This window comes from Effusibacillus dendaii, assembly GCF_015097055.1.
Lineage (GTDB): Bacteria > Bacillota > Bacilli > Tumebacillales > Effusibacillaceae > Effusibacillus > Effusibacillus dendaii.
The window spans coordinates 3336772-3350058 of record NZ_AP023366.1 but is presented as its reverse complement, the minus strand read 5'-3'; the positions used below and the strand labels follow the sequence as shown (position 1 = coordinate 3350058).

12 protein-coding genes and 3 riboswitches are annotated in these 13287 nt (G+C 48.9%); of the genes, 3 read left to right on the top strand and 9 right to left on the bottom strand.

Going from position 1 to position 13287, the window contains the following annotated elements; all coding sequences use genetic code 11:
* Positions 1 to 133: 133 nt before the first annotated feature.
* Positions 134 to 1231, bottom strand: a complete 1098-nt coding sequence (metX, locus tag skT53_RS17775) for a homoserine O-acetyltransferase MetX (protein ID WP_200759103.1) — start codon at positions 1229 to 1231, stop codon at positions 134 to 136.
* A gap of 108 nt (positions 1232 to 1339) precedes the next feature.
* Positions 1340 to 1463: riboswitch (SAM riboswitch) on the bottom strand.
* 179 nt (positions 1464 to 1642) lie between these two features.
* Here metX and mscL point away from each other — a divergent pair.
* A complete protein-coding gene (gene mscL / locus skT53_RS17770) occupies positions 1643 to 2074 on the top strand; it encodes a large conductance mechanosensitive channel protein MscL (protein ID WP_200759102.1) in 432 nt (143 codons plus the stop codon).
* Between the two features lie 62 nt (positions 2075 to 2136).
* Here mscL and skT53_RS17765 read toward each other — a convergent pair whose 3' ends face one another.
* From skT53_RS17765 to skT53_RS17745, 5 genes are all read right to left on the bottom strand, one after another.
* Complete coding sequence (locus skT53_RS17765) at positions 2137 to 2676, bottom strand: hypothetical protein (protein WP_200759101.1); 540 nt, start codon at positions 2674 to 2676, stop codon at positions 2137 to 2139.
* Between the two features lie 177 nt (positions 2677 to 2853).
* The gene (locus skT53_RS17760) at positions 2854 to 4092 is read right to left on the bottom strand and encodes an aspartate kinase (protein ID WP_200759100.1); all 1239 of its coding nucleotides are present in this window, start codon (positions 4090 to 4092) and stop codon (positions 2854 to 2856) included.
* 229 nt (positions 4093 to 4321) lie between these two features.
* Positions 4322 to 4507, bottom strand: a riboswitch (Lysine riboswitch).
* A gap of 71 nt (positions 4508 to 4578) precedes the next feature.
* Positions 4579 to 5046, bottom strand: coding sequence for a CBO0543 family protein (locus tag skT53_RS17755; RefSeq protein ID WP_200759099.1), 468 nt, complete (start codon positions 5044 to 5046; stop codon positions 4579 to 4581).
* A gap of 106 nt (positions 5047 to 5152) precedes the next feature.
* Positions 5153 to 6931, bottom strand: coding sequence for an excinuclease ABC subunit UvrC (gene uvrC, locus skT53_RS17750; protein WP_200759098.1), 1779 nt, complete (start codon positions 6929 to 6931; stop codon positions 5153 to 5155).
* A gap of 47 nt (positions 6932 to 6978) precedes the next feature.
* Positions 6979 to 7644: a phosphatase PAP2 family protein gene (locus skT53_RS17745; RefSeq protein WP_200759097.1), complete on the bottom strand. Its 666-nt coding sequence runs from the start codon at positions 7642 to 7644 to the stop codon at positions 6979 to 6981.
* A 180-nt stretch (positions 7645 to 7824) separates the two neighbouring features.
* Here skT53_RS17745 and skT53_RS17740 point away from each other — a divergent pair, with 180 nt between their 5' ends.
* A complete protein-coding gene (locus skT53_RS17740; protein WP_200759096.1) occupies positions 7825 to 8322 on the top strand; it encodes an Lrp/AsnC family transcriptional regulator in 498 nt (165 codons plus the stop codon).
* Positions 8319 to 9524 carry an aminotransferase class I/II-fold pyridoxal phosphate-dependent enzyme gene (locus tag skT53_RS17735; RefSeq protein WP_200759095.1) on the top strand — a complete coding sequence of 402 codons (1206 nt, stop codon included), beginning with the start codon at positions 8319 to 8321 and terminating at the stop codon, positions 9522 to 9524. The genes skT53_RS17740 and skT53_RS17735 overlap by 4 nt, the downstream gene beginning before the upstream one ends.
* Positions 9525 to 9656: 132 nt before the next feature.
* Here skT53_RS17735 and skT53_RS17730 read toward each other — a convergent pair whose 3' ends face one another.
* From skT53_RS17730 to skT53_RS17720, 3 genes are all read right to left on the bottom strand, one after another.
* The gene (locus skT53_RS17730; protein WP_200759094.1) at positions 9657 to 10085 is read right to left on the bottom strand and encodes a Uma2 family endonuclease; all 429 of its coding nucleotides are present in this window, start codon (positions 10083 to 10085) and stop codon (positions 9657 to 9659) included.
* A gap of 346 nt (positions 10086 to 10431) precedes the next feature.
* A complete protein-coding gene (locus tag skT53_RS17725) occupies positions 10432 to 11328 on the bottom strand; it encodes a methylenetetrahydrofolate reductase (protein WP_200759093.1) in 897 nt (298 codons plus the stop codon).
* A gap of 101 nt (positions 11329 to 11429) precedes the next feature.
* A riboswitch (SAM riboswitch) is annotated at positions 11430 to 11579 on the bottom strand.
* A 587-nt stretch (positions 11580 to 12166) separates the two neighbouring features.
* Positions 12167 to 13270 carry a shikimate dehydrogenase gene (locus skT53_RS17720; protein ID WP_200759092.1) on the bottom strand — a complete coding sequence of 368 codons (1104 nt, stop codon included), beginning with the start codon at positions 13268 to 13270 and terminating at the stop codon, positions 12167 to 12169.
* Positions 13271 to 13287 lie beyond the last annotated feature (17 nt).

Sequence of the window (13287 nt, the reverse complement as noted above, 5' to 3'; positions counted from 1 at the left end):
TTATTTACAGATGTGTCAAGAATGTAACAATTGTTTTTCAGCAAAAAACAGCCTTCACAGACATATTCAGCGGTCTTTCCTAAATTGGGCAAAATAGCAAAAATATATGCGGGCTTATCGCCCGCATCGTTTGTTATCTGTTTTTTTCCAAAAACCCTCCGACCCATTCATTCATAATCTCAAATTCAATTAAAAATCCATCATGTCCGTATACAGAACGGATTTCCCGGTATTCGACCGATTTCTCTTTTGCTTTCAGCAATTCGTATGTTCCAACCATCTCGCTAGCCGGAAACAAAAAGTCCGAATCAATGCCTATCATTAAAGATTTCGCTTCGATCTGTTCCAAAACCGATTCGTAGGGAGCGCGGCCACGTGAAATATCATGCAGATCCATCGACTTGAGCAGATACAAGTACGAATTGGCATCAAACCGTTTGACCAGCTTCGACCCCTGATAACTCAAATATTGTTCCACTTGAAACTGAGACTCCATCGCATACGGATCGTCGCTCGACACCATCGACAACCCAAACCGTTCCTCATATAACTCGAAGCTGCGGTACGTAATCATGCCTAAACGGCGGGCCAAATTCAACCCTTTTTCGGGAAACGAGCGACCGTAATAATCGCCGTTATGCCAATCCGGATCGTTTAGAATTGCCTGCTTCATCACATTGTTGAAGGCAATGCCCATCGAGGAAAAACGGGTGCATGTCGCAATCGGAATATAGGTTTCCATCATCTGCGGATAACTGACCGCCCATTCGTAAACCTGCATGCCGCCCATGGAACCGCCAATTACTGAAAACAAGCGGTCGATGCCAAAACTTTTGACGAGATAATACTGTGCCTGCACCATATCCCGTATGGTAACAACGGGAAATCGCATGCCATAAGGCTTCCCGTCTGCCGGATTCACTGAGGCGGGTCCGCTGGAACCGGAACACCCCCCCAGCACGTTAGCGCAAATCATGAAGTAACGGTCTGTATCAAGCGCTTTGCCAGGACCAATCAAACCATCCCACCAGCCAGGGTTGCCGCTCGTGCTGCCCGCATGAGAATCCCCTGTCAGCGCATGACAAACCAGAATCGCGTTATCCTTTTGCTCATTCAGCGTTCCGAATGTTTCGTAAACCAGAACAGCATTGCGCAACCATTGTCCGCTTTGCAACATCATATCCGGCAACTGGAATTCCCTTCGGGCGACTTCTTCAAGTTGAACGGCCATGCGATCACCTCGCCTTCCCTCTAGAATGCAACTGTCATAGTCCGTAATAAAAAAACAATTAACAATAAAAAAAGCCCTCCGCAAGAGGGGGCTTTATTGTCGCACCACCTCTTATCTGCCAGAATACCAATGATTCTGCAGGAATTGGCACCAAGAATCGAAACGATCCGTTCCGTACGATTCCGGTTGCCGGGCTTCATCGGGCCAGTCCCTCCGCCACTCTAGATAAGAGTTCACCTATTTCGTTCAGAAAATCTTGAAACGAGTGTAACACGCTGCCGCACAAAACGTCAAGACAGATCGGAAGCCCCAGACATTCTGCATGCACCGCTCACCGTGGTTGTCCATTTCGCATGCATATGCTACTTTTGATGAAAATCCACTGCAAAGAAATCTTGGGAGATGATTGCGATGTTCAGAGAATTCAAGAAGTTCGCCGTACAGGGAAACGTGTTGGATCTGGCGATCGGGGTCATCATTGGCGGCGCTTTCGGAAAAATCGTCACATCGCTGGTCAACGACATCATCATGCCGCCGATCGGCTTACTGCTGGCAAAAGTCGATTTCGGCAATCTGTATATCAATTTATCTGACAGGCATTATGCTAGTTTGGCAGAGGCCAAAGCAGCTGGTGCCCCGACCCTCAACTATGGACAGTTCCTCAATAACGTGCTTGATTTTCTGATTGTTTCGTTCATCATCTTTCTGGCGGTTCGCCAGATCAACCGTTTTCACCGCAGAGAGGAAGAGGCCCCTACCACCAAACAATGTCAGTTTTGCATCAGTGAGATTCCTTTGAAAGCGACGCGTTGTCCGAATTGTACTTCCAATCTGAGTGAGTAAGTAATTGAATATATGAAGTCATTAACGAGGAAAACATCAACTTCAGTTTCGGGAAACTGAAGTTACAGAAACGCATGAATCAGAAATAGAACTGCAAAAGCCAATCCGAATCGCAAATGCCATTTTCGGTCCATTCTTCGATATCTGAACAACCCGGATATTGGAACAGGCAGAAGAACCAATAAAGCAAGAAATCCGCTAAGGTAATAGAAATCAAACGTAAAACCGTAAAGAAAAGCCCCAGCCACATGAAGAACGATCAGCCCGATGGCCAGGATAGCAATCGGAGTATGGTACGCACGAGTAAACCGGGACAAAGAAATCATCCATTTCTTGAGGATATCCCAACGATTTGCCAGCCGCTTTTGAACAATCAACGCAAATATATAGTTTGCCAGAACAAAGAAAAGGGCAATTCGAGCCAACGAACCGTAATTTTTAAATAAAAATTTAAACTGACGCGTATGAAAGTCATTCGGCAGGATATGATACATTTTCCAGATGCCCATCAAAATGATTACCACCGCTAAAACAATCGCTAAAAATCCCCTTCTGCGTTCCTTTATATTTTGAATCCAAGGCTTATGTATCGCTTGAGACATTTTTTCACCTTTGCTTTCTTCGTAATTTTTAGTCAAACAGCAAAAAATCAGTTGTATATCATTTTTTACAACAGGATGATTAAAAAACAGTTAAATTGTTTACAGGCAAGGAAAACCGGCTTGGAAAAGATTCCATAGCCGGTTTCCGCGATATTGTCACTATTGATTTTATCTTGCTTACTTCGCCACCGTGGCCACTTCCACCGAGTCCAAGTTGAACGCGGTGTGCAGCACCTGCACCGCTTTGTGCACTTCGTTGGCATCGATCACACAGGAAACCTTGATTTCCGATGTGCTGACCATCTTGATCTCAATGTTGTTTTCCGTCAGCGTTCTGAACATCTGAGCCGCCACACCCGGATTGCTGATCATGCCGGCTCCAACGATCGACACTTTCGCCACACCCTGTTCGCTAATGACTTCCTGCGCCCCCAGCCTGGATTGCAAATCGTTCAACACTTCCAACGCGCGGTCCAGATCGTTTTTGGCTACGGTAAAGGAAATGTCCGTACAGTCGTTTTGCACAACGCTTTGCACGATAATATCGACATTGACGCTTTCCTGGCCCAACGTTTCAAAAACGGTCTGCAGATTTTCCAGACGATTTGGCACGCATACCAATGCCACTTTTGCTACATTCAGATCATGCGCGATGCCGCGCACTGCAATCCCTTTTTCCATAACGGCCTCCTCTTTCACCAATGTTCCCGGATTTGTAGTAAAGCTCGAACGAACCATCAACGGCACATTGTACTGTTTCGCGTATTCGACGGCGCGCGGATGCAGCACGGCCGCCCCCAGATTGGCCAGTTCCAGCATCTCGTCATACGAGATTTCCGGAATCTTGCGGGCAAATTTTACAACACGCGGATCGGTCGAGTACACGCCTTCCACGTCTGTATAAATTTCGCAAAGATTCGCTTTCAGTCCGGCCGCCAAAGCAACTGCGGTCGTATCGGAGCCGCCGCGTCCCAATGTGCTGATGTCGCCTGCTTCCGTTACGCCCTGAAAGCCGGCCACCACAACGATTTTCCCTTTCGCCAGTTCACTATGAATCCGGGACGGGTTCATATCGGTAATGCGAGCTTTGCTGTGAACCGCCTCTGTCCGGATGCCTGCCTGACCGCCCGTCAGGGAAATGCTGTCCTTGCCGATATCCTGCAGCGCCATCGCCAAAAGAGCGATCGAAATCTGCTCGCCGGTTGTCAACAGCATATCCATTTCACGAGCGGACCGTTTGCTGGATACTTTTTCCGCCAGTTCAATCAGATCGTCAGTCGTATCTCCCATCGCAGATACAACAACAACCACCGAATGTCCCTGATCAGCTGTCGAGGCCACGCGTTTCGCCACCCGTTTGATGTGTTCGGGGCTCGCTACGGAACTTCCCCCAAACTTCTGAACGATTAAAGCCACACTCCCCACTCCTTGCATCTATTCTCAAATTTTACAGAATCCCGTTTGGTAATAGGGATAATCCCTCCAAACAATAAAAGCGGCAATAGAAGGTTGATTCAGAGTCACCTGTCTACTGCCGCCTTGTGTACATACTGGCGTCATAGTGCCTCCTCTTGGCAAAATCGGCCCGCTGCCGCGCCCACAGGCACCGCTAACCACAGACCCATTCCACTCCCCTTTGTCATCTCAGTGAGATAGTGCTCCACGGCAGATCAGGGGAATCTGCAGTGACAGTCCTGCACCTGTTCGGTGCAGACCCAGCCAGACATTCCGGGTAAATGTCCGCTTCGGCGAACATCCCTTTCGCGATGAGTCGTCAAGAACCCGTCTCTCGTCAAAGCTACTCATGATCGTTCGCGCCTCTACCTCACCCCTTCAGAGATGAGGCAATCTATAATTCATGTTCAATTTTAAACGTATTATATCATTCGCTTTCCAATCGGTCTACCTTTTAATTTTAAAAAACCAGAGGTAATACTGGCGCGAAATAAAAAGCGTTGCAAACAGGGTAATCCAGGACCAATACCAGGCCCATTTTTTATATTCAATCAAGTCAGTATAATCTTCCAATATCCATTCAGGAAAAACGACAGCGGAGCAGTAAATGACGTAATGCAGAAATTTTCGCCATCTCCCTCCGTTTTCCGGGTAGCGCAGGTTAAATAACACAGCGATCGACGGATCGATAAAATAGTCATACGTAAAACTGCTTTGGGTTCCCCCCGCGAAGATTCGCACAGGATATTCAATCAGCTCCCAATGGGCCACCATCAGGCCAAAAACCCACGTCATCGCCTGTTTAAACAGAAAAATAACGTGCGCTTCCCGGATTTTATTGCGCGGCACAAATTTCCACAGCAAGTACGCCATAATCAACCAAGCAACCAATGAAATCAATCGTTCCGTGGACAAGCAGGTCACTTCCCGTCTTCTGGTTTTCTGGCGCTATTGGGAAGTTTTTAGCTTTTCTATATTTTTGTCCACAATTTATATTTTCATGTTTGGTTTCCGAAATTCTTCACGTCTGCCGCAAAAATTGCAAAATCTCCCGAGCCAGTTTGTCGCCGATCCCGATCTTGCGGAATTCTTCGACAGGCGCTCCTTTTATCGCATCAAGCGACCCGAAGTGTTTCAGAAGCTGCTTGCGGCGCTTTTCCCCTACGCCCGGTATGTCGTCCAACACCGAGCGAATCGCCTCTTTCCCATGCGTATTGCGATGAAACGCAATCGCAAAGCGATGCACTTCATCCTGAATACGCGTCAGCAGATAAAATGCCTGTGACGAACGATCAATCGGCAGCGGGTCCGGTTCATGCCCGAAAAAAAGCTGACTGGTGCGGTGACGGTCGTCTTTCGCCAATCCGCATACGGGCACTTCGAGATCCAGCTCATTTTCCAACACGTCAAGCGCCGCATGAATCTGCCCCTTGCCGCCGTCTATGACAATAAGATCGGGCAGCGGCTGCTTTTCTTTCAAAGCGCGGATAAACCGGCGGCGGATTACTTCCCGCATCGACTCGTAATCATCCGGACCTTGCACGGTACGGATTTTGTATTTTCGGTATTCTTTTTTCGCCGGTTGGCCGTTGATAAACACCACCATCGCCGCCACCGGGTCGGCTCCCTGAATGTTCGAGTTGTCAAACGATTCGATCCGGACCGGCGTTGGAATCGCAAGAATTTCACCCAACTGCTGTACCGCGCGGACCGTCCGGTCCATGTCGCGGTCCATCATTTTAAAGCGCTCTTCCAGGGCGATTCTTGCATTTTCACAGGCCATGTCGACCAACTGCTTCTTGTCGCCCCGCATCGGCACTCTGATTTTAACCGACAGCCACTCTTCGATCACATCGGTATCAAGGCCGATCGGCAGCAAAATCTCTTTCGGCAGATCCGCATTTTCAAAATAAAACTGGGTGACGTATGACAGAAAATCTTCTTTTTCCTCGCCGTGATGCTGAAAAATCGCTACGTCACGCTCAATCAGCTTGCCGGAGCGAACGTAAAACACCTGGACGCACATCATGCCCTTGTTCGCATAGTAGCCAAACACATCGCGGTGGACCGTGTCGCCAAGGTCGATCTTTTGCTTCTCCATTACTTTGTCAATATGCTGAATCAGGTCACGCAGTTCCTTCGCCCGCTCAAAATGGAGCGCTTCCGCTTCTGTTTGCATCTTTTCTGTCAACTGCTGTTTGATCACGTTGTGCCCGCCATTCAAAAATTGGCTGATTTCCTTGACCATCCGGTCATACTCATTCGGATCCACCGGAAATTCGCAAGGCGCGACACATTGGTTGATATGATAGTACAGACAGACTTTCGGTTTTAACTTCACGCATTTGCGAAGCGGGTACAACCGGTCAAGCAGTTTCTTTGTCTCAGCCGCGGCGCCTGCGTTTGGATAAGGCCCGAAATAGCGCCCGCCGTCTTTTTTGACCCGCCGCACGATCTCCAGCCTAGGATGCTCTTCGTTCGTAATTTTAATGTACGGATACGTCTTGTCGTCTTTCAGCGCAATGTTGAAATGCGGTGTGTGCTTTTTGATCAGGTTGTTTTCCAGAATCAACGCTTCCACGACCGTATCGGTCACAATATATTCAAAATCGGCAATGTTTGAAACAAGCAGTTGTGTCTTGCCGTCATGCGATCCTGCAAAATAAGAGCGCACACGGTTTTTTAACGCTTTTGCCTTGCCGACGTAAATGATCTCGCCATGCTTGTCTTTCATTAGATAGACGCCCGGTTTGGCGGGCAGCAGCGCCAATTTTCCCTTGATATTTTCGCGTGTTGTCATTCCCATCACCAATCCGGTAGATTCCTGTTACTGAACTTACATTCACCCTACGATTTATAGTAACGAATCAAATGCAGCGCAAAAATGCAGGCCAAAAGCCAGAAACCGCCCGCTGCAAAGCCCGCCAATACGTCGCTTGCGTAATGAACACCCAGATACACCCGGCTTACTCCGATCAGCAGTACCCACGCCACCGTTAAAATCGGCACATACCAATTGGGCCTGCCTTGTTTTCGCAGGAAATACCAGATCAAATAGCCGAGCATCCCATAAGATCCGGCCGCCACCATCGCATGACCGCTCGGGAAACTGTATCCGCCCGCTTCCACCAAATGCTGCAGGTCGGGCCGGGAACGCTGAAACAGCTGCTTTAAAATCACATTCAGGGCGAGCGATCCGATACCGCTGATCACAAACATCATCGCTTCCCAGAAGCGGTGCAATCGGAACCAGAGATACCCGACCACTATGACAAACAGCGGAAGCAGCACATATAACGAGCCCAATTCGGTTACCGCGATCATCCCTCTGGTCAACCAAGGGGCAGCAACTCCTCGCAGCAAATCGCCGGCCGTTTGGTCAAATGAGATGGTTCCCGGCTCTATCACATCTTCCGCCAAATTGGCAAATACAGCGAGACAGGCAATAGCTGCGATAAAGCCGCCGACCAGCAGCCCGCTTATCTTCGGTAAAGGTTTTCGAACTGAACTCATCCAGACCCCACTCTCCGCACGCGGACGTTATCCCGTTTTACCTTGCAGTTCCCTATTATAACAGAAATAACGAGACGGCCTCCCCGCAAAAAAAACGAAAAATTTCCCAAAATCTCTTTCTCCTTTCGAGAAGTTTTGACATAATAGATAAAAGACAATTAGGATACGCGAGGTACTGAAATGGACATAAACAGCACGAGCAACCAAATTCTTCACCTGCTTCATGAAAATTCGCAGCTTTCGCATGAAACGATCGCGACGATGCTAGGCATCGAAACGGCTGAAGTAACTTCCATCATTCAACAGCTTGAAAAAGAAAGAGTGATTCTCCGCTATTCGGCTGTCATCAACTGGGACAAAGTAGAAAAACAAAAAGTAACCGCCGTCATCGACGTGAAAGTGACACCGCAGCGCGAGGTCGGTTTTGACGCGATCGCAGAGCGAATTTACCGGTTCCCGGAAGTCAAGTCTGTCTCCCTTATGTCAGGCGCCTATGATCTTCAAGTGATCGTAGAAGAAAATCATTTGCAAGACGTGGCCCGGTTTGTTGCCCAGAAGCTGTCAACTGTCGAACACGTCAATTCGACGACTACCCATTTTCTTTTAAAAACATATAAATCGGACGGCGTCATTTTTGACGATCACGAAGATGATCAACGGCTGGTGATCGCGCCGTGAGTTCCCTCTATGATCGACTGTCTCCCGTTGTCCAAACGTTGCCCCCATCGGGCATTCGCCGTTTTTTTGATCTGGCCAACCAAATGGAAGATGTGATCTCGCTGGGGGTGGGAGAACCTGACTTCGTAACTCCGTGGCATGTGCGGGAGGCCTGTTTTTACTCGTTGGAACGCGGATTTACCACGTATACATCCAATAAAGGATTGCCCGAATTACGAAAGGCAATCGCCGATTACCTGCAAAAATTCGATCTGCAGTACGACCCGGAGGAATTGGTGGTCACCGTCGGCGGCAGCGAAGCGATCGATATCGCCCTGCGCACGCTGATCTGCCCCGGAGATGAAGTTCTGATTCCGGAACCTGCCTACGTGTCCTACCGTCCCTGCGCGGTGTTGGCGGGCGGTCGTGCGGTTGGCATACCCACATTCGCGGCAGATGACTTTCGTCTGATGCCGGAACATCTAAGGGCGAGAATTACGCCTCAGTCAAAAGTGCTGATTCTCTGCTTCCCCAGCAATCCGACGGGAGCCATCATGACCCGGCAGGATTTGCAGGCGATTGCCGACGTAGTGATCGAACATGACCTGTTCGTGGTTTCAGATGAAATTTACGCAGAGTTGACTTACGAAGGAGAGCATGTCAGCATCGCATCACTGCCTGGCATGAAAGAACGAACCGTTGTGATCAGCGGGATGTCGAAAGCGTTCGCGATGACCGGGTGGAGAATCGGCTATGCTGCCGCACCGCCCGAAATTTTGAATTTAATGCTGAAGATTCATCAATACACCATCATGTGCGCTCCCATCATGGGACAAAAAGCCGCACTGGAAGCGCTTTTGCACGGCGAATCGGAAAAGCGCCACATGGTCGAACGATACGACCAGCGACGCCGTTTGATTGTCAAAGGATTTCGTGATATCGGTTTGGCTTGTCACGAGCCAAAAGGCGCTTTTTATGCGTTTCCTGACATTCGATCCACCGGCTTGACTTCGGAACAGTTTGCGGAACAGCTTTTACACTACGGTGTCGCCGTCGTGCCAGGCAACGTTTTTGGCGAAGGCGGCGAAGGATTTGTTCGCTGTTCTTACGCAACTTCTACCGAAAACATTCAAAAAGCGCTTGGCCGAATCGGACAGTTTGTGCAGCACTTGAAACAGAACAGCAGTCAACCGGTTCCGGCTCCGAGCAAAGCGGCCAAATAAAGTGAATCATTATCTCTACTCCGGAAATTCGCGTTATTAAACGCGAATTTTCTTTTCCCCACCGGGTGTCCGCCAGTTTGACTTCCTCATCAATTTAAATAATGCCTGGACCCGCACGATACAAATTAAAGTTTATCCCAATAACGGCAAAACGTCCCAAAAAGCTCTTCTAAGCCCGCTAGGACGTAGTAAATTATTATTCTTTGAAAACAATTGCAAGTCAATCAGCAGATCATCGAAAATACCAGCTTTTGCCTTGTCCTCTTTCCCATAAACTGCATTCAATTCATAGCAACCCTTCAAATTCAAGGTAAAAACTTCGATTGTACTGTTGGCTGGCTCAACAATCCAGTATTCTTTAACTCCTGCAGACTCATACAACTTATACTTGATCCAACGGTCAATCTTTCCTGTTGATGGGGAGCGAATTTCAATGATCAGGTCAGGACTTCCTTTACATCCTTTGTCGTCCAATTTCTTCGGATCACAAACCACAGTGATATCAGGCTGTACGACATTCGTAATCTGTTCGTCTGTCTTACCTTCCACAGCGTTCTTCATTTGGACAGTTCATGTAGTCCTGATAACTATACTTCCGCTTTGGATGATTTATAGGCGAACTCACGATTATCACCCTTCGCTTTGTGCAAACTCTTTCTTCTATATTAAATTATATCATACACAATTTTGCCCTAAAGAAAACTTGGTTCGCCAGGCCCAAGCGCAGGCGAGGCAAAGTATCTTATGTCAATAGGATAAAATATATAAATTTCTATCGGCTAAGATAGTAAAACGCCTTGGAATGACCAGTCGTTCCAGGGCGTTTTACTTCACCTCATTTATGTGTTTCAACGCACCACTCCTGTGATGCGGGAAAGGATATGTTTCCTGATAAGAAGCCTCCGGCTTACAGCGCTACCGACTGATCCACCCGGATGTCCAGCACGTCATAAACGGTCTGCAAATTGTTCAATGGATACAGATGGACCCCCGCCACATGCGGTTTCAGCGCATGATAAAGTTCCTGTGCGATTTCCACGCCTGCTTCACGTCCAAATGCTTCCACGCGATCAATAATTTCCTGAGAAATACTGATTCCCGGCACTTTTTCATTCAGGAATCGCGCCTGCTTACCGCTCTTTAACGGCAGAATCCCGAACAGCACATAAACAGGCAGTCCCTCTTTTTCGACCCGTTCCTGATAACGAAGCGCCGTCTCTACGTCAAACACCGGCTGTGTCTGCACAAACCGGACACCAGCTGAGGTCTTGGCCCGCAGCTTGGAAAATTCCACTTCCTGATCTTCCGCACCCGGATTCGCTGCTCCTCCAATAAAAAAATCGGTTTTCGCATTCAACGATTTACCCGCCAAATCCTGTCCTTCATTCAAAGTCTTGGCGATATTCACAAGCCCGATCGCATCGACTTCAAATACACCCTGTGCATCCGGATGATCGCCCCGGCTTGGTTGGTCGCCCGTCAATGTCAGAATGTTCCGCACGCCCAATGCGGCGGCCCCCAAAAGCTCCGACTGCAGGCCCAGAATATTTCGGTCGCGGCAGGTCAGATGAAAAATCGCCTCTAACCCAAGATCCTGCTGTACAATATGAGACAGTGCAATCGGACTCATTCGCAGCGTCGCCATCGGCGAATCCGCAATATTGACAGCATCCACATACCCCCGCAGATGTTTCGCAGTGAGCATCGTCGGCATCGGATCGGCCCCTTTCGGCGGCTCCAATTCGACTGTCACAACACTTTTGCCAAGCTGCAGTTTCTCTCTTAATCCGTGAATTTGGTACATCTTTACGCTCCTCCCTGAAACCTCTCTCTGCGAGGGTCCACATACAAAAACCTCTTTCTCATTCTGGAGAAAGAGGTTTGCTATGTATCGCCAGCAACCCTCTCTCATCTTTCGAGAATCAGATTCTCGTCGGAATTGGCACCGTGCTACATACGGTCATTTGCAGCAGCAGCCCTGGCTGCCTGCTTTCCCGTAAAGTCGGTTGCTGCGGCTTCATCGGGCCAGTCCCTCAGCCGAACTCTTGATAAGAGCGGTTCCACACTATTCAAATAGATTATATGTCTAAGATTACTTTATGAATTGTACAGTTGTCAATACAAAGAATGCTCCACCACGGCCACAAGAAAGGAGACCGTAACCTTCGGCTCGCATGCATGGCTCTCATAGTGTAGATCGAAAACGAACCGTTTCGGAACAAGTGATTTGCAGCGTATGTGATACACCGTTCCGTGTCCGGCTTCGGTCACACGGTAAGAGAGCCGTTTAATGCATATACCGTGCAGACGGCAACCCTGTCTCCTCAGCACAAAGCTTTTTAGTTAACAAAAGGGCCAGCCATTCACCCGCTGTATTCAGCAGAGCAAACGACCGGCCAGTTCGACAGCCCCACCTGCGCTGTCGAATTTGACAGCCACCCTTGCTGTCCTGCCTGTGCATGACGAATTCGCTTCGCCATGAATAAAAAATGGGATTCGTCCCCATCCAGTTTCCTCAGTTGATTCGTCCGTATGAAATCCCCTAAACCAGATCAAAACCCCGTTCAGCGCGAAGCGATGTTCACGCGTCGATTAATATACCAAACTATACAATTATTTGTCAATTATTTTTTGTAAAAATCTTACTGACGACTCTCCGGTTGGCCTGAACCGACACCGGCTTGCAGCGTTGTTTGCTGCCGAATCGCTCGTACCATCTCTGGTGTCAGCTGTCTTTCGAATGAGCGGAAACCGGCCAGCTTAAATCCGTGCTTTCTCGCCATTGAATCGATTTCTCTTACTTGCTCGATTGAAATATTACGACCCAGTGTGAAGCACTCATACCTTCTTTCCAATGCAAGCAGCATCGTTTCCGCCATGCAAGCATATACAACCCCCTTTGGCAGGCCAAAACGCAATTTGGAAGCGTAATCGGACGGAACTTCCACCAGCCCTCCCTCGATCACCAGTACATCCGACCGTTGCTCCGCCACTGCTTTTGCCACATCACGCGGCCTGGCCACATCGCAAACCAACGCTCCGGGGCGTAAATCGCCCGGAAAAATCACTTCATTCGGACTCCCGGTTACAGTCACGATGATGTGGGCACGGCGGACAGTCTGCCGGGGATTTGTTGAAATATCCACTGATTTACCCGATTCACTCATGATGAGGCCTGCCAGATGTTCCAGTTTCTTCTGATCGCGGGCAACCAGCGTTAATTTTCCTACATGCGGAGCCAGCATGCGGGCACATATTGAACCGATCGAACCGGTAGCCCCTACAACGACCAATTCCGATTTTTCCGGTTCCATATCCATCAGAACCGCTGCCTGCCTGGTGGCCTGAATAGCGGTCGCTACCGTGTAACTGTTACCTGTTGTGACAGGGATTCGCAGATGTTTGGCAATCGTGATTCCGGCATCACCGACAACGGAAGTAAACGCTCCCAGCCCCAAAATTTTAGCGCCTGCCCGTTCCGCCCGTCTGCCGGCCCGGATGATTTTTTGCAGCACCGTCTGCAGCGGCAGTTCCAATATCTGTCTGGCTGTCAACGTTGTCGCCACAAACCAGCCTTCCGCCCGATTGTGTTCCGACTCAATATACCGTAAATGATCGACCAGAATGGGAGGGCTGTACCGCATCATGTTTTCCAAAAGGGACGGCGGCCAGTTTTGCAAAGCGGGGAACTTTTTCGCCACATCTGATACATCTTGCGGGTGCACCACAAATCCAAACGTATCCATTCGGTCATCTCCTAGTT

Excerpts from the sequence above, each read along its gene's own strand:
- metX (WP_200759103.1), bottom strand. The coding sequence starts at position 1,231 with ATGGCCGTTCAACTTGAAGAAGTCGCCCGAAGGGAATTCCAGTTGCCG.
- mscL (WP_200759102.1), top strand. The coding sequence starts at position 1,643 with ATGTTCAGAGAATTCAAGAAGTTCGCCGTACAGGGAAACGTGTTGGAT.
- skT53_RS17765 (WP_200759101.1), bottom strand. The coding sequence starts at position 2,676 with ATGTCTCAAGCGATACATAAGCCTTGGATTCAAAATATAAAGGAACGC.
- uvrC (WP_200759098.1), bottom strand. The coding sequence starts at position 6,931 with ATGACAACACGCGAAAATATCAAGGGAAAATTGGCGCTGCTGCCCGCC.
- skT53_RS17745 (WP_200759097.1), bottom strand. The coding sequence starts at position 7,644 with ATGAGTTCAGTTCGAAAACCTTTACCGAAGATAAGCGGGCTGCTGGTC.
- skT53_RS17740 (WP_200759096.1), top strand. The coding sequence starts at position 7,825 with ATGGACATAAACAGCACGAGCAACCAAATTCTTCACCTGCTTCATGAA.
- skT53_RS17730 (WP_200759094.1), bottom strand. The coding sequence starts at position 10,085 with ATGAAGAACGCTGTGGAAGGTAAGACAGACGAACAGATTACGAATGTC.
- skT53_RS17725 (WP_200759093.1), bottom strand. The coding sequence starts at position 11,328 with ATGTACCAAATTCACGGATTAAGAGAGAAACTGCAGCTTGGCAAAAGT.
- skT53_RS17720 (WP_200759092.1), bottom strand. The coding sequence starts at position 13,270 with ATGGATACGTTTGGATTTGTGGTGCACCCGCAAGATGTATCAGATGTG.